Below are 20450 nucleotides of genomic sequence, written 5' to 3' on the forward strand. Positions count from 1 at the left end.
CAGCCATTATTTGGAGAATATAGACGATGACGATGAGCCTGAAGCAAGCTGAACTAGAACCACAACAAATGATCGCACGCCTTGATACCTTTATGGCAAAAATCGAGAACCTAGGAAATATCTTAGGTTTAGATTTAAGCTTTGCTCAAGCGGATCATATTGCGCTTCGAATCAATAAAACTGAATTAGCAAAATCTGCGCATCATGCATGGTCTGAATATGGTTCGACGATTTCAGAAGCTATGATCAACGGTCGTCCCATTGTGGTGTTGGCTTTTGATGAGCCATTACAAAGCCTAGGCTGGAGAATTGAATGCTTAGAGCTGCCATATCCTGCGGAAGGCAAGAGCTACCCTAGCCAAGATTGGGAGCACGTAGAGTTTGTGATTCCTTCTCACGCGCAAACCGCCGATGAGTATTTAGCGGATCTTAAAGAAACCTACCCGCTGTTTGCTGCGAACTTTGACACTTTGTCGGAGCACGGTGTTAAGGTAAAACTCTCTAGTCCGAAAGGCGAGGGTGAACGTTTGAATAACCCAACCGTTGCATTCAAGCATCAAGGGATTTGCATCAAGCTGCATCCACACACTTTGAAGAAGATTGTTGAGTCTGAACAAGCTGAATTTGAGTAGGGATTTACTGGGAATATCTTAAGCCAACCTGAGATTTAGATACAAAAAACGCGCAATGGGGTTAACCCTATTGCGCGTTTTTATTTCTGATTGGGAAGCTAATTAATATTCGGCTTACAGAATCACTGTTTTGTTACCATAAACAAATACATGATCGTTGACCACTTTGTTCAAGGCTTTGCTCAATACATTCTTTTCTACGTCACGACCAGCTTGTGCCATGTCTTTCGCGCTGAAGTTGTGATCCACAGGGATAACATCTTGCTTAATGATTGGACCTTCATCGAGATCGTTCGTTACAAAGTGCGCCGTAGCACCAATGATCTTAACACCACGCTCGTAGGCTTGTTGGTATGGCTTAGCACCAATGAAAGCTGGCAAGAAGCTGTGGTGAATGTTGATTATCTTATGGTTGTATTTTTCAACAAATCCCGGAGTCAACACACGCATGTACTTAGCAAGTACAAGGTAATCCGCCTCATATTGATCAATAACTTCAAGCATCTTCTTCTCATGCTCTTGGCGATTTAGCCCTTCATGAGAAACATGGTGATATGGGATGTCAAAACGTTCAGTTAGGCTTTGTAGCGTATCGTAGTTACCGACAACGGCCGCGATATCAACATCTAAGCTACCATCGAAATTTTTCATCAGAATATCGCCAAGGCAGTGTGCTTCTTTTGTCACCAAGATAACAACACGTTTGCGAGACGAATCTACAAGTTTACGTTTTGTGTTTTCTGGTAGAGCTTGGTCTAAATCAGCAAGCAGAGTTTCATCATTGAAGTACCCTTCTAACTCGGTACGCATGAAAAAGTGACCACTTGTATTATCTACAAATTCATTGTTGTGGATAATATTGAGTTGGTGCTTGTAACAAATGTTGGTGATCTTTGAGATGAGGCCAGGGGCGTCAGTACAGTGTGTGAGTAACGTTTTTCTTTCCATTTGCATCTTACTTCCATGAAATATTTTTATTATTCAAATTAAATGCAGGCCGCCGAACGGTGAACTGAGCCGCAATATAACCGTTATAATTAATCTATTATCGAGTTGGTTTCAACAAATTCTGCTGTTCATTTATCGGTTTGAACAATTGCTTTATGTAGAAATATCCGTTTTTAGATAGTAATAAAGGCAGAAGCTTAGTTTTTATAGTTTTGACCTTAGTACGCATTTGAACTTCAACCGAGGTAATTCTTGCCGCGGTAAAAATAGAGGTGATACTTATGGATAAAGAGTTACTAGCAAAAAAATTGTACTGCAAGCGAGTGAATTCATTGGTGAGAGGTACCGAGTTAGACGGTAATATTCTAGATGAAATGTGGGAAAGTAAGACTTCACCATTCGATGCAGTAAAAGCCATCCAACCTTGTGATAACCATTTCGAAGGTGCTTCTTGGTTGTCGCGTTATCTTAGCCGAAAATGAAAACGATTCTTTGATTACTACTTCTCTGGTCGTTACCTATTAGGTCGCTTAAACCAAATCAAACGAAACCAAATACCTCCGGCGCGAAGTCATTCTTGATTCGCACCGGCTCACTAAACCTGACATAATTCGCCTTCTATTTTTCCAAGCCTCGTACTCTATGATATCTAAAACGTTTTCTGCTGATGGTGCTCTGGGTAAAGCGATTCCAGGGTTTCAACCACGACAAGCTCAGTTAGACATGGCTGAAGCGGTCTCACAAGCAATTCAACAACAAAGCCAATTAGTTGTTGAGGCAGGGACGGGTACCGGTAAGACGTTTGCTTATCTAGTACCGGCACTGCTTAGTGGTAAGAAAACCATTATTAGTACGGGGTCAAAAAACCTTCAAGAACAGCTATTTCATCGTGACTTACCATTGATGGTCGATGCGCTTGGTTTTTATGGTCAGGTTGCTTTGCTGAAAGGTCGTTCAAACTATTTATGTTTGGATAGGTTGAGCCGCCAAATGATAGAGAGTCATGGCACTCATACTGATCCAACACTACTAGCGCAATTGGTAAAAGTTCGTAGTTGGTCGTCATCCACTCAGACGGGTGATTTGGGTGATTGTGATGATATCGCTGAAGACAGCCCTGTTATCCCGACTATTACCTCAACTAATGATAACTGCTTAGGTAAAGAGTGCCCAAGCTACACTGATTGCTTCGTGCTTAAGGCGCGTAAAAAAGCGATGGACTCTGATGTTGTTGTAGTGAACCACCACTTGTTCTTAGCGGATTTAGCGATTAAAGAAACCGGATTTGGTGAACTGATACCTGAAGCCGATGTGTTTATTTTCGATGAAGCGCACCAACTTCCTGATATCGCCAGTCAGTATTTCGGGCAATCGGTTTCTAGTCGACAGATCCAGGAGCTAGCCAAAGACATTGAAATCGCTTACCGAACTGAAGCCAAAGACATGCGTCAGCTGCAGAAAGTAGGGGATAGACTCGTTCAATCGTCAGCTGATCTGCGTATCGTACTCGGTGATACCGGCTTTCGTGGTAACTGGCGTGAAGCATTGAAGTCAGAGTCGATTGCAAGAGAGCTAGTACGTTTACAAGATGCGTTGCAGCTTGCGGTCGATGTATTGAAATTGGCACTGGGGCGAAGTCAGTTATTAGATACGGCTTTTGAGCGTGCAACGATGATTAAGTCGCGTATCGAACGTGTATGTGATGTGTCGATTACCGGTTATTCCTATTGGTATGACACCACGCCACGCCACTTTGCTTTACACATCACACCATTGTCGGTCGCGGATAAATTCCACGAGCAAATAGAGCTTAAACCGGGAGCATGGGTGTTTACCTCAGCAACTTTGGCTGTGTCGGACGATTTCGACCATTTCACCTCTCGACTCGGGTTAAAACCGTCAGCACAGTTTTCACTGCCAAGCCCGTTTGACTATCCAAATCAGGCGCGTTTGTGTGTGCCTCGCTATCTTCCCGAACCAAATAGTCCCGGCTTAGCGGATAAGCTAGTAAGAATGTTGACCCCTGTGATTGAGCAAAACCAAGGTCGCTGTTTCTTCTTGTGTACCTCTCACAGCATGATGAAAGAGCTAGGCGAAAGATTCCGTGAAACGCTCTCGGTTCCAGTCCTGCTACAAGGTGAGACAAGTAAACAAAAAACCTTAGCCGAATTCATGGAATTAGGTAACGCATTGCTGGTAGCCACTGGCGCTTTCTGGGAAGGGATAGATGTTAGGGGCGACGCATTAAGCTGTGTTATCATCGATAAATTGCCCTTTACAGCCCCTGATGATCCTTTATTAAAGGCTCGAATCGAAGACTGTAAGTTAAAAGGGGGTGATCCTTTTGCACAGGTGCAGTTGCCAGACGCTGTAATTACCTTGAAACAAGGTGTTGGCCGTTTGATACGTGATAAACGCGACAATGGCGCTTTGATTATTTGCGATAACCGCTTGGTGACTCGCGATTACGGTGGCATATTTTTGGCGAGTTTACCGCCTATCCCACGTACCCGTGACTTAGGGATTATTAAAGAATTCTTAGCTAAAGACCATTCAACCGCTGCTGAGTAATTAGCATTGTTGAGCTTAGCCATTATTTTTAGATTAGATAACGAATATTTGAGACACGAATGAGCGCGAAAATTCTTGCAGTAGATACCGCAACTGAAAACTGTTCAGTTGCACTAGTAATGGGTGACCAGGTGTTCGTACGTAGCGAAGAGGCTCCTCGAGATCATACGAAAAAAATTCTACCTATGGTTGATGAAGTACTGAAAGAAGCGAATGTCGCTTTAACCGATATCGACGCAATCGCGTTTGGCCAAGGCCCAGGCAGTTTCACGGGTGTGCGTATTGGTATCGGTATTGCTCAAGGCTTGGCTTTTGGTGCTGATTTACCGATGATCGGTGTGTCTACATTGGCAGCGATGGCGCAGGGCAGCTACCGTAAATTTGGTGAAACGCACGTAGCAACAGCGATTGATGCTCGCATGAGTGAAGTGTACTGGGCTCGTTACAGCCGTGAACAAGATGGTCGTTGGACTGCAGTTGATGCTGAGTGTGTTACACCACCAAGCGAATTAGCTGCGCAGCTTGAAGCGGATTCTGAGACATGGGCAAAAGTCGGCACAGGGTGGGAAGCGTATGCAGAGCATATGGACACACTAGCGATCAACACCAAAGCGTGTGAAGTGCTGTTCCCAGAAGCTCAAGATATGGCGTTCCTTGCTCAGTTTGCTTACGCAGACGGTAAAGCGGTTGCAGCAGAAGAGTCTGAGCCTGTTTATCTTCGTGATAAAGTGACGTGGAAAAAGCTGCCAGGTCGTGAGTAAATAGGTACTGTTTGGCTCTGCAACATATCTTGTAGAGCCATGATAAACTCATAATTCAGATCACTAAAGTCAGGTATAAAACTCTTCAAGCATGGTTTCAATAAACGGCTTACCTCCTTCTTCGATAGGCAATACATCCAAAACCAATCGAACCAATAAAAAGAATGAGGTAAAAAAAGGCGATGCAAAAACCTCAGTTGGTCAGCCAACTAGGGTCGCGAATGCTGTCTCGCATTCGATTCGCCAAGTTAAAGAATCTGAGATTCACAAAGCTCAGGTTCAATATGATCTTCCTGAAGGACGTGGACGACGTGCGATGGAAGAGTATATGGATGTGATGAATCAAGCTAAAAAAGAGGAACTTGCGAAGCTTATTGGGGTCGATATTTATATCTAGCTTTGCGCTCTTATTTCTCCTGTTCCAAGGACCAGCATTATGTTTTCTCTCATTTCTAAATCTCGCTTATTTTTCCTTGTTGCTTTCTCTTCGATGGTGATGGGGTGCTCATCGCTTCCAAAAGAACTTAATGCAAACTCAGAACAAGTGGTTACCAATTATCAGGAATGGGTAAACACCCTACCGGATGCGGGCGATGTTCGCTTAGGTGGTGTGATTGCCAAAGTAACTAACTTGAAAGATAAGACGCGTGTTGAAGTGGTTAATATGGCGATCTCAAGTAACGGGAAACCTGATCTAGATGCCGAGCCAAAAGGGCGTTTTGTTGCGTACATTGATGGTTATGTTGAACCATTGAGCTTTGCTGAAGGCCGATTGGTTACTTTAGTTGGCACATCAAATGGCTCAGAAGATAGCACCATTGGTGATTATCCTTATACCTTCCCAGTCATGAATGTATATAACCAACGCTTGTGGCAAATTACAGAGAGAGTGGTTGTGAACGACTTTGCTCCTACCTATTATTCATGTCGCAGCTTACATTGTCGTAGTTTCCAAACGATGCCAAGACAAGGCCGCGTAATTAAAGACGTCGAATAGGCAGAGTTGGTTAAGATTTATGGATACATCAAAACAGGGAAAACAAACCGTATATGATTGAAAAGTCATACTCCCTTGCAAGTGGAACACTTGCAACACAGCAGATTGGTAACCCAAAAACGACCGCAACGACGGTCGTTTTTATTCATGGGTGGCTTGATAACTCAGCGAGCTTTTCTTCTGTTATATCGAATCTACAAGTACTTTCACCAAATTCTCATCTGGTTGCGATTGACCTCTTTGGTCATGGCTTTTCATCTCATAAGTCAGGCAGTTACTACCCATTTCACGACTATATCGATGATTTGCATCAGTTGGTGACTAAATTATCGCCAAACAGACTGGTACTAGTAGGACATTCACTTGGTGCATTGATCGCAAGTTGCTATAGTGCCGCCTTTCCTGAAAAGGTGTCAGGATTAATTCAAATTGAAGGTCACGGACCTCTTTCAGAAGCTCCCCACGAAACAGTCTCTCGCTTGAGGGAAGGGGTACTCAGTCGTCTTCGACAGCGAAGAAAGCCTTCACGTCCTCTAGCAAGCCTTGAGGATGCTATTAAGCTGAGAGTTCACGCCAATCAAATTAAAGCAGAACTTATTGCTCCTATTGTTGAGCGAGGTATTGCCGAGTTCGAGAACTCTTGGCAATGGCGATGCGACCCTAACCTAAAATGTGACTCGTTGTATCGTATGTCACAGACGCATGCTGAAGTGATCATGGCGGCTATTGAATGCCCTCAATTAATAGTTTTAGGGAATGATGGATTCCGACATTTGCAGCATAATCGCTACAAATCAGCCCATAGTTCTCTGCATATAGAGACTATTCCTGGCGGACATCATTGTCATTTAGAGAGCCCAGAGCTAGTTTCAGAGCTAATTCTTGGTGTAGTTAACAAAATTTAAACAAGTGTTTGAGCCTTTTAGTGCTCATGCACTAAAGCTGTGCTGTAATACCGCAATGATAAATAGCGGCGAGCAGTCGTCAGCTGATAAACGAGGAGTAACATCGTGGATAAACCTTGGCTTTCACGTTATCCAAGTGACGTACCAGAAACGATCAACCCAGATCAGTACCCATCTCTTATTGAAATGTTCGAACAGTCGGTACAGAAGTACGCAGACCAACCGGCATTCGAGAACATGGGGTCTATCATGACATTCCGTAAGCTTGAAGAGCGCAGTCGTGCTTTTGCTGCTTACCTGCAGAATGATCTGAAACTGAAGAAAGGCGATCGTGTCGCACTTATGATGCCAAACCTGCTGCAATACCCAATTGCACTCTTTGGTGTATTGCGTGCAGGTATGATTGCAGTGAACGTCAACCCGCTGTATACGCCTCGTGAACTTGAACATCAACTGAACGATTCTGGTGCAAAGGCGATTGTGATCGTATCTAACTTTGCGAGTACGCTAGAAAAAGTGGTGGACAACACTCCAGTTAAACACGTTGTTCTAACCAGTCTAGGGCAAATGCTGCCGCGTGCTAAAGGAACAATTGTCGACTTCGTTGTGAAATACGTAAAAGGTATGGTACCTAAGTATGATCTGCCGGGTGCTATCTCGTTTCGAAAAGCGCTGCACAAAGGCCGTCGTCTGCAATATGTGAAGCCGTTTATGGCGGGTGATGACATCGCGTTCCTACAGTACACGGGTGGCACAACGGGCGTAGCGAAAGGCGCAATCCTAACGCATCGCAATATGATTGCGAACGTACTTCAAGCGAAAGGGGCATACGGCCCTGTATTGCAAGAAGGCCGAGAACTGGTGGTAACAGCTTTGCCGCTATACCACGTATTCGCGCTGACTGTGAACTGTTTATTGTTTGTTGAGATGGGTGGTCGAAACCTGCTTATTACTAACCCTCGCGATATTCCTGGTTTCATCAAAGAGCTACAAAAGGTCCCATTTACTGCGATTACAGGCGTAAACACGCTGTTCAATGCACTAGTAAACAACGAAGATTTCCACGAGCTAGATTTCAGTAACTTACGCTTGTCTGTTGGTGGCGGTATGGCGGTTCAACGTGCTGTTGCTGAACAATGGAAGAAAGTGACAGGTATTCACTTGCTGGAAGGTTATGGTTTAACCGAGTGTGCTCCTTTGGTTACGGGTAATCCTTATGACTTGAAAGACTACACGGGTGCAATCGGCTTGCCTGTACCATCGACGGAAGTTCGTATCATTGATGATGAAGGTAAAGTAATTGCCAATGATCAAGTAGGTGAATTGCAAGTTCGTGGTCCTCAAGTGATGCAAGGTTACTGGCAACGCCCAGAAGCGACCAAAGAGGTGATCGATCAAGACGGTTGGTTATCGACAGGTGACATCGTTAAGTTTGACGAAGAAGGCTTGCTATACATCGTTGACCGTAAGAAAGACATGATTCTTGTGTCTGGATTTAACGTCTACCCGAACGAGATTGAAGACGTAGTGGCTCTGCATGGTAAAGTGTTAGAAGTAGCGGCTATCGGCCAACCTCATGAGGTGTCTGGTGAGCTGGTTAAGATTTACGTGGTAAAACGTGATCCTAGCCTAACCAAAGAAGACATTATCGCGCACTGTCGTGAACACCTAACTGGCTACAAGATCCCTAAATTGATTGAGTTCCGTGAAGAGTTACCGAAAACCAATGTCGGTAAGATTTTGCGCCGTGTATTACGTGAAGAGAATGATGCTGAGCTTGCTAAACGCGCAAGCGAGTAACGAGCTAATTTTCGAGTAACCATCGCACCATAAACCATCGAAGTGCTTAATCTAAGCGAGCGCCGAAAAATGGTGTTAGAATGCCGACAGTTAATGTCGGCATTTTTGTATCCGGCGATCAAAGTAAAACCAGTGAGAGTTTTTGTGGATTATCAAATCATTACCCAATTGAAAGACCTTGAGCGAGTTTGCCAACAAGCACGTGAAGCCGATGTCGTTATGCTTGATACGGAGTTTGTTCGTACAAGAACCTATTACCCTCAATTAGGCTTGATTCAGTTATTTGATGGTGAAACGCTGTCACTGATTGACCCTATTGCTCTTGGTGAAATGACACCGTTTGTAGGGTTGTTAAAAGATGCTTCTGTCCTAAAAGTGCTGCATGCTTGCGGTGAAGATTTAGAAGTATTCCAGAACGCATTTGGTTGCACGCCAACTCCAATGGTCGATACTCAGATCATGGCGGCTTTTTTAGGTCATGGCTTATCAACTGGCTTTGCTGCCTTGGTTTCAGAGTTTGTCGGTGTTGATTTAGACAAGAGTGAATCTCGCACTGATTGGCTAGCTCGTCCGCTTTCTCAAAAACAGCTCGATTATGCTGCGGCAGACGTTCATTACCTAATGCCTATGTACAACAAGCTTCTAGAAAAAGTGATGGAAGCAGGCTGGTGGGAAGCGGCTCAACAAGAGTCTGATTTACAAGTGGCTAAGCGTATCCGTAAAGCAAACCCTGACAGCGCTTACCTTGATATTAAGGGTGCGTGGCAGTTAAAGCCTAAGCAGCTTGCTATCTTAAGACCCCTTGCAACTTGGCGTTTAAAAGAAGCGATTAAGCGCGATTTAGCGTTGAACTTTGTATTCAAAGAGCAAGACTTGTGGGCCGTGGCGCGTTTTTCGATGAAAGATCCCAAGCAAATGGAGCAAGAAGGTTTTGATTACCGCTCTGTACGCCGCCATGGTGCTAAAATCAGTTCAATCGTTAAGTTAGCTGAGCATACTCCAGAAGAAGAGTACCCAGCACCAGTAGAACGCTTAATGGACTATCCAGGCTACAAGCAAGTATTCAAAGTGTTGAAAGACGAAGTGAAAACGGCATCGCAACACAGTGGTTTAGCAACGGAATTTTTAGCATCCAAGAAGCAACTAAATCAAGTGTTGAGCTGGGTTTGGAAACATGACCGTAACCCTGAGAAATTGCCTGATGTTATGCAAGGCTGGCGTTTAGAAGTGGTTGGCGAGAAGCTTAACAAAGCGATCAAATAACCGTTTATTGCTCCCAAGTTTAAGCGAACTACAACTATAAATGTAGATACAAAAAAGAGAGCCTAGGCTCTCTTTTTTATTGAGTATTGATAAGCACGGCTCTAGCTCTACTTATCGATCTTCTTCTGGAAGTTTAACATTCAGCTCTAATACTGAAATGTCGTCATCTTTGTGTTCGAACGTTAGATCAACCATTGAAGGATCCACCTCAACGTACTTTGCAATACACTTCAAGATGTCTTCTTTTAGTTGTGGTAAGTATGACGGTGCTGGGTCGTCATGGCTACGTCGCTCTGCAACAATGATCTGCAAACGCTCTTTGGCTAGGTTTGCGGTTGTCTTTTTCTGTGGTCTAAAAAACTCTAATAATGACATTGCGTATTAGCCCCCGAACAGTCTTTTGAAGATGCCTTTCTTCTGCTCCGTTAAGAAACGGAAGTCTACTTGGTTACCCAGTAGTCGTTCTACAGTATCATTGTAAGCCATGCCTGCATCGGTTGCTTCGTCAAAGATAACGGGCACACCTTTGTTCGATGCGTTCAATACCGCTTGGCTCTCTGGAATTACACCCAGTAGAGATATGTGCAGAATTTCTTCAACGTCTTCTACACTTAGCATCTCACCTTGAGTCACACGTGCTGGGTTGTAGCGAGTCAGTAAAAGGTGCGTTTTCACTGGCTCTAAGCCGTCTTCTGAACGACGAGATTTAGAGTCAAGAATACCTAGAATACGGTCTGAATCGCGTACAGAAGAAACTTCTGGGTTAGTCGTAACAATCGCTTCGTCAGCGAAGTACAACGCCATCAGAGCACCTTGCTCGATACCTGCCGGAGAATCACAGATGATGAAATCAAAGCCCATTTCATCCAGTTCATCAAATACACGACGAACACCATCTTTCGTCAGTGCGTCTTTATCACGAGTTTGAGACGCAGGAAGAATGAACAGGTTTTCCGTGCGCTTGTCTTTGATCATCGCTTGGTTCAGCGTCGCTTCACCATTGATAACGTTAACGAAGTCGTAAACAACACGACGCTCACAACCCATGATTAAATCTAGGTTACGCAGACCGATATCAAAGTCGATAACTGCGGTTTTCTTTCCTTTTAAAGCCAAACCCGAGGCTATAGCTGCACTGGAGGTTGTTTTGCCTACCCCGCCTTTACCTGACGTTACAACGATAATGCGTGCCATTCTGTTTTCCTTTTATTTCTCTTATATTGCGAGGACATCAACGTTTAATACATCGTTTGCCATACTGAACATGGTTTTCTTCTGCCAGTACTCGCTATCAATTTGATCGCTGAGCCAGTAATTTCCAGCAATGGAAACCAGCTCGGCTTGTAAATCATTACAAATTATTTTTGCTTCAGTTTGACCACTTGCACCTGCAATAGCACGGCCTCGTAAAGTGCCATGAATATGGATGCTGCCATCGGCTATCACTTCTGCTCCGGCGCTTACATGACTTAGGATTAATAGATCGCCATCTTTTGCATACACCTGTTGGCCTGAACGAATCGGTGTTCTCACCACTTTTATCGGAGCCATTTTCGCCGGAGCTTGAGAGGGAGACTTGCTTGCTGTCATAACAGCAAAGCCAGCTTCTTTCGCTAGGTTTTGCATACGCTTATCAGAACAGCCAGCCACGCCAACCGGGATCATGCCCGCTTGAGAGATACCGCTTTTCAGTCGAATAAAGTCGATATCGCCTGCGACTTTACTGATGTTGATAACAACGGGCGCAGCAGCGAAAAACGTAGGTGCTTGGTCTACCTTCTCTTGAAGAAAAGACACTGCATTTTCGACTTGATCATCGGATAAGTGCAATACAGATAGCGTAAAACTGCTACCTTTTAGATCTGGGTTACTAGACATCGAAAAACTACAGGACCTCAATAGCGAATGGGTACAATTTCTTTATCAATAAAATAAAGGGCATTGCCTGAAACTAGGTTTATCATGTTATATTCCCAAACCAAGCACAGCAAGTAATCTTGTTGTCAAATGAACGTTTTGTTCTCAATATTTCCCCAACATAAACTATTGATCTCGCAAGTGAGAGTTTTGTAGTCATAAACAATTAAAAAAGGTTTGTCATGCTGTGTTCTATATATAAAAGTTCAAAGAAAGAAGGAACATACCTTTATATCCCTAAGAAGGATGATTTCTCACAAGTTCCTGACGCATTGATGCAAATGTTTGGTAAACCTAGTTTTGTAATGGTAATTAAAATGGATGGTCGTAAACTGGCTCAAGTGAACATCGATAAAGTGAGAGAGTCACTGAATACCGATGGTTTCTTTTTGCAGGTTCCGCCACCACCGGTTAATGAGCTTGAGCTTCATAAAGAGCGTAAATCGCAACAAAAAGTTCAAGACGAAGAGTGATAGCCACCTCAATTCAGGGAGGAGTGATCGTTGAGTAAATTTTCAAAAACCATATTGGCAGTGTCGGCGTTATTATTGGGTAATAGCTTGGCCATTAGCTCAGTACAAGCTGAAGAGTTGAGCTTTGAGCAATATGTAGAAAAACTAAAGCAACAAGGCCGTGAAGAAGGCATTTCCGAAGCGATCATTGAAGAAGCCTTTGATGGTGTGACGTTTAAACCAAGAGCCGTGAAAGCCGACAAAAATCAGCCTGAGAAAAAACTGACTCTGGATGAGTACATTCCAAGAGCAGTGCCAGATTGGAAAGTGAAGCAGGCGCGAGCGCTTTATAAAGAGCATTACCAAGCGTTAAAGCGTATTGGCGATGAGTATGGCGTTCAACCAAGGTTCATTGTCGCGTTATGGGGCGTAGAGAGTAATTTTGGTAAGTTCACGGGGAATTACAGCGTTATCGATGCATTGACGACCATGGCTTATGAAGGACGCAGAGAAGCTTTCTTCCGTAAAGAAGCAATGGCGGCGTTGAAGATTCTTGATCAAGGCCATATTGCACCAAAAGAGATGAAAGGCTCATGGGCTGGCGCGATGGGGCAACCGCAGTTTATGCCAAGCTCATTCTTAGCTTACGCTGCTGATGGTAGTGGTGACGGTAAGAAAGACATTTGGGGTACTGAAGAGGACGTATTTGCTTCTGCGGCCAATTACCTCAGCCAATCAGGTTGGGATGAGCAATATACTTGGGGTCGTCAGGTTCACGTGCCATCAACGGTATCAATAGAGATGCAAGGTCGTGATGAGGACAAAGCGAAATATCTAGAAGAGTGGTCTGAACTTGGTATTACGCGTTTCGATGGTCGCGCGCTACCTAAGCTAGACGAAGACATCAAAGCTTGGCTGATTATGCCTGATGATGAAACTGGTCGTTCGTACCTCATTTACAACAACTACAATGTTCTAATGAAGTGGAATCGTTCTTACTACTTTGCGTTGGCAGTTAGCCACCTAGCAGACAGAATTAAGTTTGATTAATCGACCTAAGGTCGCCTTGAATAGCATTTAGCCTAGTATAGGCCGAACGAACTAAAGGACTCTTCGGAGTCCTTTTTGTTTTATCCGATTTTATATTTCAGAGATTTAAGAAGGTGGTCTTGTGCTAACAGAGAGAGCTGCGCAGATGGTGATATTCCATGCGCTGATCAAGCACGAAGGTTTTACAAGTGCAGCAAAGAGCTTGAATGTATCGGTATCCCATATAAGTAAGCAGGTTGCTTTGCTTGAAGACTCGATTGGCATCAAGTTGGTGCAAAGAACCACACGTAGCCTGACGCTGACCGAAGCTGGGGAGCTGTTCTATCAGCACTGCGAGCAATTGTTCAATACTGTCAAAGCGGCTCAAATGGATATGGACAGCCAACGAGATGATATTTCTGGAATATTGAGAGTCGGCTTGTCACAGTCATTTGGCACACTGCATATCATTCCCGCGATTGATCAACTCAGACAGCTTTATCCTCAGTTGAGAATCGAGGTCCACTTGTTCGATTACAAAGTGGATATGATTGAAGAGCGTCTGGATCTCTGGATCACCAATAATGAAGATCTACCCGAAGGTTACATTGCGCAGCGTTTGGCAGACAGCCAGTTTGTGGTGGCCGCATCACCGGATTATCTGATTAAATCAGGGACCCCACACGTGCCTTCTGACCTTATTGAGCATAACTGCCTTATCTATCGCAGTCGTGAACGAGACTACACATCATGGGCGTTTGATAACGGGCAAGAGAATCTCAGTGTTAAAGTAGCAGGCGACTATTCTGTGGATTTGGCTGAAGCAGTACGGGATGCCGCAGTTTCAGGGTGGGGCGTAGCTTATCTAGCCACATATTTAGTGAAGGAAGAGTTTAGAACGGGCAAGCTCATCCAAGTTTTACCGGAATGGCGAGCGAGCCAGTTGATGCCTTTCTATGCCGTATACCCTAGCCGCAAGAATATGCCGAAGAAGCTTTCCGCGGTGATTGAATTTATTAAAGACCATATCGGATCACCGACCTATTGGGATGAAAACCTTAAAACCTGCGTTGAATTACATCGCTAACTTTTTCTAAATCTATAAATATAATTTCCATATGGAAAAAGTATGCTTTTTAATCAAAGTTATTTATTAAAATTCAATGATTTAATTAATTCCATTGCTCCGAATTGATTACCCCAACATCACGTTAACAATCGCACCTTGCCGCAAACGATTTCCTCTATACAATGCGTCGCCTTTCCTACCTACAACTTTTAGGTTGACGCACATGGCTTCCCTACTTGGAATTATCACTATTTTAGTTGCCGCTTGGTTACTATCTACGGACAGAAAAAATATCCCGCTGAGAACGGTTTCTCTAGCTTTCTTACTGCAAGTTACATTCGCGCTATTGGTACTGTATGTTCCAATGGGCAAAGAAGTATTGAATGCAGCCACAGGCGCGGTGTCTAGCTTAATCAATTATGGTCAAGAAGGGATAAACTTCCTTTTTGGTGGCCTTACCAATAATGGATTCGTTTTTGCGATTAATGTTTTGGGCATCATTATCTTTTTCTCTGCATTGATTTCAGGTTTGTACCACATCGGCTTTATGCCAAAGGTGATCAACCTCATCGGCGGCGCTTTGCAAAAGTTCCTAGGTACAGGCCGCGCGGAGTCACTGTCTGCGACGGCAAACATCTTTGTTGGCATGATCGAAGCACCATTGGTGGTCAAACCTTATCTAAAACACATGACAGACTCACAGCTGTTTGCGGTGATGGTATGTGGTTTGGCTTCAGTGGCTGGTGGCACGTTAGTTGGCTATGCATCGCTTGGTGTTGATTTGAACTACCTGATCGCTGCGGCATTTATGTCAGCGCCTGCTGGTCTATTGATGGCCAAGATTTTGGTACCAGGTAACGCAGATGAGGCTCAAGAAAATATTGAGTCTGACGTTGAAATTCCACGAGCAACAAACGTCGTTGAGGCAATGGCAGATGGGGCTATGTCTGGACTTCGCATTGCTGTTGCAGTGGGCGCAACACTACTTGCCTTTATCAGTGTGATAGCAATGCTAAATGGCTTACTGGGCATGGCTGGTGACTGGTTTGGCGTAAATCTAAGCTTCGAACTTATCCTAGGTTATGTGTTCGCTCCTGTTGCATGGCTGATTGGTGTGCCATGGTCAGAGGCTGTGGTTGCAGGTTCACTGATCGGTAACAAGATTGTCGTGAACGAGTTCGTGGCTTTCATTCAGCTAATGGACGTAAAAGATGCATTGAGCGAACACTCACAAGCGATCGTGACTTTTGCTTTATGTGGTTTTGCTAACATTTCTACCATGGCGATTCTGATCGGTGGTTTGGGCAGTTTAGTTCCAGAGCGTCGTTCTTTCATCTCACAATACGGTTTTAAAGCGATTTGTGCGGGTGTGCTTGCTAACTTAATGAGTGCAGCGATTGCTGGTGTGGTACTTTCTCTGTAGCTAGATGATAAGTACCGAATGGATAAGTCAGTCACTTTATTTCCCCTATAGTAAAGTGACTGATTAATCGCAATAATATTCGGTTAGCACGAAAAAGAGAGCCTATAGTTTAATCACGTAGGCTTTCTTGTTTCAGCAAATAGGTTTGTATCACAGGGTGTGGTACAAATTTTTAGGGGCACAAATGGATTTGTCGATTACTTCTTCTTTGGCGTTAATTGGACTTTTGTCTTTAGCTTGTCAGCTACTTGGCTGGCGTTTGCGTCTTCCCGCGATTCTCCCTCTTCTTATCGTTGGCCTGTTGCTAGGTCCCGGTTTAACTATCCTTAATCCCGATGTTATTTTCGGTGATGTTCTATTTCCGCTGATTTCGTTAGGTGTTGCTATCATTCTGTTTGAAGGTGCATTAACTCTGAATTTCAAAGAAATCAGAGGCCATGGCCGGATGGTGACTCACTTAGTGAGTTTCGGCATGTTGATTACATGGGCGTGCATCGTGATGGGGGCTTATTATTTTGTCGATTTCAGTTGGCCGTTAGCGGCACTGTTTGGGGCATTGGTGGTTGTCACTGGCCCTACGGTAATTGTACCTATGCTACGTAGTATTCAGCCCAAATCCTCTTTAGGCAGTATCTTGCGATGGGAGGGGATTATTATTGATCCTCTCGGCGCTCTATTTGCTGTTCTTGTTTATGAATACATTGTCTCTTCTGCCGATCCTACTGGGCATGTACTTTCAGCTTTGGGGCTGACTCTAGCGATTGGTTTGGGGTTAGGCAGTATTGGCGGTCACCTGATTGCTAAGATGTTACAAGGGCACTGGTTTCCGCATTATCTACGTAACGTGGCTGTCCTGACGTTGATGTTGGCGGCATTCTCTTTTTCTAATGACCTGAGTGAAGAGTCTGGTCTATTAACCGTGACCATCATGGGTATCTGGCTTGCTAACGTGAAAGGGTTGGATCTCGAAGATATTATTGAGTTCAAAGAGACCTTAACTGTGTTACTTATCTCAGCACTGTTTATCTTACTGGCGAGTCGACTTGATTCAGGGGCTTTCCTCTCGATAGGTTGGGGGGGGATTGGCTTATTAGCGGTCGTTATGCTGGTGGCTCGTCCTCTGAGTGTGTGGATCAGCGGGATCGGCACGGATCTCAGCTCGGCAGATAAATGGTTTTTGAGTTGGATGGCGCCTCGCGGGATCGTCGCTGCCGCAGTTTCTTCTCTGTTTGCAATCAAGCTTCAAGAAAAGCAATTAATCGAAGGCGCAGACCTGTTGGTGCCAATGGTGTTTTTGGTCATCATCGGTACGGTTGTGATTCAGAGTCTCACTGCCAGTTGGTGGGCAAGGAAGTTAGGTGTGACCCAGGAGAAGGCACAAGGGGTTGTATTCTTTGGTGCGACTCACTTTGCACGGCAGTTTGCCAAAGTACTGGCGACACATAACATTAACAGTGTGCTTGCCGATACCAACTGGGAAAGCATTCGCTTGGCGCGCATGGATAACTTGAATGTCTACTTTGGTAATCCAGCTTCGAGCCACGCTGAAAATAATCTTGATTTGGATGGAATAGGGCGTGCGATGATTGTATCGCCGTATCGTCAAACCAACCCGTTAGTTAGCATGCACTATCAAGACGAGTTTGGAGAGAATAAAGTCTTTGAGCTTGAATCCTCAGAGAATAAACATGAAAGGCATCAAGTGAACCGCGATGGAAATAGAAGTCTGTTTTCTGAAGGGGTGACGTATTCCAAATTGAATTCACTAATGGCTCAAGGCAGCCAAATTAAGATCACAGGCTTAACAGAAGCATTTGATCTCAACGAGTTTAAGGCTCTGTACCCTAAAGCTATTCCTCTTGGGGTGATTACCGACGGTGATTTCCGCTTAGTGACACAAGGTTCTGACTTGGAAAAACTAGCATCCACCGATTGCGAGATCGTTAGCTTACTACCACCTTTTGAACAGACAGAAAAAACCGATATTCCAGATAAGTAGCGAGTCGCTCTATATTAAAAGTGAGTAGCTTAGTATCAAAAGTGAAAAGCATAGAAAAAGCCGCAACGTTCTTCACGTTGCGGCTTTTTCATTTTATTCATACTGTCGCTGCGAGTTACTTTGAGTGAAATTGTTCACAAGCGATCATTGTATTCTCGATTAGGCTCGCTACTGTCATTGGACCTACACCACCCGGTACTGGTGTGATGAAGCTTGCGCTCTCTTTAGCCACATCGTATTCAACGTCGCCAACGAGCTTGCCAGATTCCAAACGGTTGATACCAACATCGACTACAACAGCACCTTTCTTAATCCAAGCACCAGGAATGAAGTTAGGCTTACCAACGGCAACCACCACAACATCGGCTTGACGTACATGACCTTCAAGGTCTTTGGTGAAGCGGTGACATGTTGTTGTCGTACAACCTGCTAGAAGAAGTTCTAGCGTCATTGGGCGACCTACGATGTTTGATGCGCCAACCACAACCGCGTGTTTTCCACGTAAGTCGATGTTGTAACGGTCAAGCAGCGTGATGATGCCTTTAGGCGTACAAGAGCGTAACTTAGGCATACGTTGAGCCAAACGACCTACGTTGTATGGGTGGAAGCCATCAACGTCTTTTTCTGGTGTGATGCGCTCAAGAACGTGAGTAGTATCAATACCAGCAGGCAAAGGTAGTTGAACTAGAATACCGTCAATTTCCGGATCTTTGTTCAGTTGGTCTACCAATGTTAATAGTTCATTTTCTGTCGCTGTGGCTGGCAAATCGTAAGATTTAGAAACGAAGCCAACTTCTTCACACGCTTTACGCTTACTTCCTACGTAAACCTGAGAAGCTGGGTCTTCACCCACTAAAACAACCGCTAGGCCCGGAGCGCGTAGTCCAGCTTCTGTACGAGCTTTTACACGTGCCGCTACTTCAGAGCGAACCGTTTGAGAAATTAGCTTTCCATCAATATTTTGAGCAGTCATGAATTTCCTTAGTATTGATATTCAAGTTAGTGGCTGATGTTTTTGGCGCATTATTCCAGAAAATCTTTTTGATTACCATCAAGCAAACGATTGCTTTGGTTTAATTTTCAACACTTATATGTTTGTTGCCCTTTTTTTACTCACTTAGATCAGAATGTTACATAAAGCCGTTGCTTTACTGATTCGAATTCGTATAATTCGTTCCTGTAGCGCGCCCTTAGCTCAGCTGGATAGAGCACCTCCCTTCTAAGGAGGTGGTCGAAGGTTCGAATCCTTCAGGGCGTGCCATTACTTAAAGAAACCCGATAACTCTCCGAGTTGTCGGGTTTTTTGCATTTTACACATCATAAAACACTTCTTTTCAAGCGTTACTCATTTTCTTCTGTTATTCGTTTCATTCGGCTTATGTAATATAAAGTTAAAATTGTTCGTTTTTTGGGTTTACATCATTTGGTAATAAAGCCACTATGAATTCACGAAGAATAGACAAGTAAAGCTATTAGCCAGTCGGTTTAAGAATCAAACCTTCTGCCAATAGCTGATTTAGAGGAAGTAATGGCAGGAAACAGTATCGGACAACATTTCCGCGTGACTACGTTCGGAGAAAGTCACGGTATCGCACTAGGATGTATCGTAGATGGGTGCCCACCAGGATTAGAAATTACCGAAGCAGACCTTCAAAGAGATTTGGACCGTCGTCGCCCTGGTACTTCTCGTTATACAACGGCTCGCCGTGAAGCGGATGAAGTGAAAATCTTATCAGGTGTATTTGAAGGCCAAACTACGGGCACTTCTATTGGTCTATTGATTGAAAATACAGACCAACGCTCTAAAGACTATTCCGAAATTAAAGACAAATTCCGTCCTGGTCATGCTGACTATACCTACCATCAAAAGTACGGTGTGCGTGATTACCGTGGCGGCGGTCGCTCTTCTGCTCGTGAAACTGCAATGCGTGTTGCGGCAGGTGCAATTGCGAAGAAATACCTGAAACAAGAATTTGGTATTGAAATCCAAGCTTACCTCTCTCAAATGGGTGATATCTCAATTGATAAAGTGGATTGGAATGAGATCGAAAACAACGCGTTTTTCTGCCCAGATGCCGACAAAGTTCCTGAGTTTGACCAACTGATTCGTGACCTGCTAAAAGAAGGCAACTCGATCGGTGCGAAGATTCAAGTGGTTGCGACTAAAGTGCCTGTAGGCCTTGGTGAGCCAATATTTGATCGTTTAGATGCTGACATTGCTCACGCTCTAATGAGCATTAATGCGGTGAAAGGTGTTGAGATTGGTGATGGCTTTGATGTCGTTAATCAACGTGGTAGTGAACACCGTGATCCATTAACTCCAGAAGGCTTCAGCAGCAACCATGCTGGCGGTATCTTAGGCGGCATTTCTACTGGTCAAGATATTGTGGCAAGCATTGCGCTTAAACCAACATCAAGCATTACCGTTCCTGGTGACACGATCACTAAAGACGGTGAAGCAACGCAGTTAATCACTAAAGGTCGCCACGATCCATGTGTGGGTATCCGTGCGGTGCCTATTGCTGAAGCGATGCTGGCTATCGTTCTGCTTGATCACTTGCTACGCCATCGCGGTCAAAACTTTGGTGTGACAACTGAAACGCCAAAAATCTAATTTTGCATCTATTCTTTCAATATTGAAATTATAGATACTAAAAGGGGCTGTCTCATTATGAGGCTGCCCC

20 protein-coding genes and 1 tRNA gene are annotated in these 20450 nt (G+C 44.2%); 16 read left to right on the plus strand and 5 right to left on the minus strand.

Going from position 1 to position 20450, the window contains the following annotated elements:
- Positions 1-26 precede the first annotated feature (26 nt).
- Positions 27-632 carry a VOC family protein gene (locus tag L8S15_RS06130; RefSeq protein ID WP_010436821.1) on the plus strand — a complete coding sequence of 202 codons (606 nt, stop codon included), beginning with the start codon at positions 27-29 and terminating at the stop codon, positions 630-632.
- A 114-nt stretch (positions 633-746) separates the two neighbouring features.
- On the opposite strand, the gene purU is transcribed toward L8S15_RS06130, so the two are convergent.
- On the minus strand, positions 747-1580 hold the full coding sequence (gene purU, locus L8S15_RS06135; RefSeq protein WP_010436824.1) for a formyltetrahydrofolate deformylase: 834 nt from the start codon (positions 1578-1580) through the stop codon (positions 747-749).
- A gap of 281 nt (positions 1581-1861) precedes the next feature.
- Here purU and L8S15_RS06140 point away from each other — a divergent pair, with 281 nt between their 5' ends.
- The 8 genes from L8S15_RS06140 (at position 1862) to rnd (ending at position 9877) form a co-directional block, all read left to right on the plus strand.
- Positions 1862-2062 (plus strand): hypothetical protein, encoded by a 201-nt coding sequence (locus L8S15_RS06140; RefSeq protein ID WP_010436827.1) that lies wholly within the window; start codon positions 1862-1864, stop codon positions 2060-2062.
- 160 nt (positions 2063-2222) lie between these two features.
- Positions 2223-4151: an ATP-dependent DNA helicase gene (locus L8S15_RS06145; RefSeq protein ID WP_016767494.1), complete on the plus strand. Its 1929-nt coding sequence runs from the start codon at positions 2223-2225 to the stop codon at positions 4149-4151.
- Positions 4152-4210: 59 nt separating this feature from the next.
- Entirely contained in the window at positions 4211-4912 is a 702-nt protein-coding gene (gene tsaB, locus L8S15_RS06150) for a tRNA (adenosine(37)-N6)-threonylcarbamoyltransferase complex dimerization subunit type 1 TsaB (protein WP_010436833.1), read from the plus strand.
- Positions 4913-5003: 91 nt separating this feature from the next.
- Positions 5004-5309, plus strand: a complete 306-nt coding sequence (locus L8S15_RS06155) for a hypothetical protein (protein ID WP_010436836.1) — start codon at positions 5004-5006, stop codon at positions 5307-5309.
- Positions 5310-5348: 39 nt separating this feature from the next.
- A complete protein-coding gene (locus tag L8S15_RS06160; protein ID WP_010436838.1) occupies positions 5349-5909 on the plus strand; it encodes a Slp family lipoprotein in 561 nt (186 codons plus the stop codon).
- Between the two features lie 53 nt (positions 5910-5962).
- Positions 5963-6814 (plus strand): alpha/beta hydrolase, encoded by an 852-nt coding sequence (locus tag L8S15_RS06165; RefSeq protein WP_010436841.1) that lies wholly within the window; start codon positions 5963-5965, stop codon positions 6812-6814.
- Between the two features lie 105 nt (positions 6815-6919).
- Complete coding sequence (gene fadD / locus L8S15_RS06170) at positions 6920-8614, plus strand: long-chain-fatty-acid--CoA ligase FadD (protein ID WP_010436843.1); 1695 nt, start codon at positions 6920-6922, stop codon at positions 8612-8614.
- A gap of 144 nt (positions 8615-8758) precedes the next feature.
- Positions 8759-9877: a ribonuclease D gene (gene rnd, locus L8S15_RS06175; protein ID WP_010436844.1), complete on the plus strand. Its 1119-nt coding sequence runs from the start codon at positions 8759-8761 to the stop codon at positions 9875-9877.
- Positions 9878-9988: 111 nt separating this feature from the next.
- Here the strand turns inward: rnd and minE are convergent, their stop codons facing one another.
- The 3 genes from minE to minC are packed head-to-tail and all read right to left on the minus strand — an operon-like array spanning position 9989 to position 11755.
- Positions 9989-10252, minus strand: a complete 264-nt coding sequence (minE, locus tag L8S15_RS06180; RefSeq protein WP_010436847.1) for a cell division topological specificity factor MinE — start codon at positions 10250-10252, stop codon at positions 9989-9991.
- A gap of 6 nt (positions 10253-10258) precedes the next feature.
- Entirely contained in the window at positions 10259-11071 is an 813-nt protein-coding gene (minD, locus tag L8S15_RS06185) for a septum site-determining protein MinD (RefSeq protein ID WP_010436849.1), read from the minus strand.
- A gap of 21 nt (positions 11072-11092) precedes the next feature.
- Positions 11093-11755, minus strand: a complete 663-nt coding sequence (gene minC / locus L8S15_RS06190) for a septum site-determining protein MinC (protein WP_010436851.1) — start codon at positions 11753-11755, stop codon at positions 11093-11095.
- A 221-nt stretch (positions 11756-11976) separates the two neighbouring features.
- Between minC and L8S15_RS06195 the strand changes: the two genes are divergently transcribed.
- The 5 genes from L8S15_RS06195 (at position 11977) to L8S15_RS06215 (ending at position 17766) form a co-directional block, all read left to right on the plus strand.
- Positions 11977-12267, plus strand: coding sequence for a YcgL domain-containing protein (locus tag L8S15_RS06195; RefSeq protein WP_010436854.1), 291 nt, complete (start codon positions 11977-11979; stop codon positions 12265-12267).
- Between the two features lie 30 nt (positions 12268-12297).
- Positions 12298-13296 carry a lytic murein transglycosylase gene (locus L8S15_RS06200; protein ID WP_016787718.1) on the plus strand — a complete coding sequence of 333 codons (999 nt, stop codon included), beginning with the start codon at positions 12298-12300 and terminating at the stop codon, positions 13294-13296.
- A gap of 145 nt (positions 13297-13441) precedes the next feature.
- Positions 13442-14362, plus strand: a complete 921-nt coding sequence (locus L8S15_RS06205) for a LysR family transcriptional regulator (RefSeq protein WP_016798165.1) — start codon at positions 13442-13444, stop codon at positions 14360-14362.
- 205 nt (positions 14363-14567) lie between these two features.
- Positions 14568-15767, plus strand: coding sequence for a NupC/NupG family nucleoside CNT transporter (locus L8S15_RS06210; protein WP_016767503.1), 1200 nt, complete (start codon positions 14568-14570; stop codon positions 15765-15767).
- Positions 15768-15951: 184 nt separating this feature from the next.
- The gene (locus tag L8S15_RS06215) at positions 15952-17766 is read left to right on the plus strand and encodes a sodium:proton antiporter (protein WP_280572097.1); all 1815 of its coding nucleotides are present in this window, start codon (positions 15952-15954) and stop codon (positions 17764-17766) included.
- A gap of 115 nt (positions 17767-17881) precedes the next feature.
- Here L8S15_RS06215 and folD read toward each other — a convergent pair whose 3' ends face one another.
- Entirely contained in the window at positions 17882-18739 is an 858-nt protein-coding gene (gene folD / locus L8S15_RS06220; RefSeq protein ID WP_016798161.1) for a bifunctional methylenetetrahydrofolate dehydrogenase/methenyltetrahydrofolate cyclohydrolase FolD, read from the minus strand.
- Between the two features lie 211 nt (positions 18740-18950).
- Here folD and L8S15_RS06225 point away from each other — a divergent pair.
- Both L8S15_RS06225 and aroC read left to right on the plus strand, forming a co-directional pair.
- Positions 18951-19027 (plus strand) — tRNA-Arg (locus L8S15_RS06225).
- Positions 19028-19294: 267 nt separating this feature from the next.
- The gene (aroC, locus tag L8S15_RS06230; protein ID WP_010436870.1) at positions 19295-20380 is read left to right on the plus strand and encodes a chorismate synthase; all 1086 of its coding nucleotides are present in this window, start codon (positions 19295-19297) and stop codon (positions 20378-20380) included.
- The last annotated feature ends 70 nt before the right edge of the window (positions 20381-20450 follow it).

This window comes from Vibrio sp. S/42/10, from assembly GCF_029890535.1.
Lineage (GTDB): Bacteria > Pseudomonadota > Gammaproteobacteria > Enterobacterales > Vibrionaceae > Vibrio > Vibrio cyclitrophicus.

What these genes read in the sequence shown, in the direction of transcription:
- L8S15_RS06130 (WP_010436821.1), top strand. Translation starts at nt 27, where the DNA reads ATGACGATGAGCCTGAAGCAAGCTGAACTAGAACCACAACAAATGATC.
- purU (WP_010436824.1), bottom strand. Translation starts at nt 1,580, where the DNA reads ATGGAAAGAAAAACGTTACTCACACACTGTACTGACGCCCCTGGCCTC.
- L8S15_RS06140 (WP_010436827.1), top strand. Translation starts at nt 1,862, where the DNA reads ATGGATAAAGAGTTACTAGCAAAAAAATTGTACTGCAAGCGAGTGAAT.
- L8S15_RS06145 (WP_016767494.1), top strand. Translation starts at nt 2,223, where the DNA reads ATGATATCTAAAACGTTTTCTGCTGATGGTGCTCTGGGTAAAGCGATT.
- tsaB (WP_010436833.1), top strand. Translation starts at nt 4,211, where the DNA reads ATGAGCGCGAAAATTCTTGCAGTAGATACCGCAACTGAAAACTGTTCA.
- L8S15_RS06155 (WP_010436836.1), top strand. Translation starts at nt 5,004, where the DNA reads ATGGTTTCAATAAACGGCTTACCTCCTTCTTCGATAGGCAATACATCC.
- L8S15_RS06160 (WP_010436838.1), top strand. Translation starts at nt 5,349, where the DNA reads ATGTTTTCTCTCATTTCTAAATCTCGCTTATTTTTCCTTGTTGCTTTC.
- L8S15_RS06165 (WP_010436841.1), top strand. Translation starts at nt 5,963, where the DNA reads ATGATTGAAAAGTCATACTCCCTTGCAAGTGGAACACTTGCAACACAG.
- minE (WP_010436847.1), bottom strand. Translation starts at nt 10,252, where the DNA reads ATGTCATTATTAGAGTTTTTTAGACCACAGAAAAAGACAACCGCAAAC.
- minD (WP_010436849.1), bottom strand. Translation starts at nt 11,071, where the DNA reads ATGGCACGCATTATCGTTGTAACGTCAGGTAAAGGCGGGGTAGGCAAA.
- minC (WP_010436851.1), bottom strand. Translation starts at nt 11,755, where the DNA reads ATGTCTAGTAACCCAGATCTAAAAGGTAGCAGTTTTACGCTATCTGTA.
- L8S15_RS06195 (WP_010436854.1), top strand. Translation starts at nt 11,977, where the DNA reads ATGCTGTGTTCTATATATAAAAGTTCAAAGAAAGAAGGAACATACCTT.
- L8S15_RS06205 (WP_016798165.1), top strand. Translation starts at nt 13,442, where the DNA reads ATGGTGATATTCCATGCGCTGATCAAGCACGAAGGTTTTACAAGTGCA.
- L8S15_RS06210 (WP_016767503.1), top strand. Translation starts at nt 14,568, where the DNA reads ATGGCTTCCCTACTTGGAATTATCACTATTTTAGTTGCCGCTTGGTTA.
- L8S15_RS06215 (WP_280572097.1), top strand. Translation starts at nt 15,952, where the DNA reads ATGGATTTGTCGATTACTTCTTCTTTGGCGTTAATTGGACTTTTGTCT.
- folD (WP_016798161.1), bottom strand. Translation starts at nt 18,739, where the DNA reads ATGACTGCTCAAAATATTGATGGAAAGCTAATTTCTCAAACGGTTCGC.
- aroC (WP_010436870.1), top strand. Translation starts at nt 19,295, where the DNA reads ATGGCAGGAAACAGTATCGGACAACATTTCCGCGTGACTACGTTCGGA.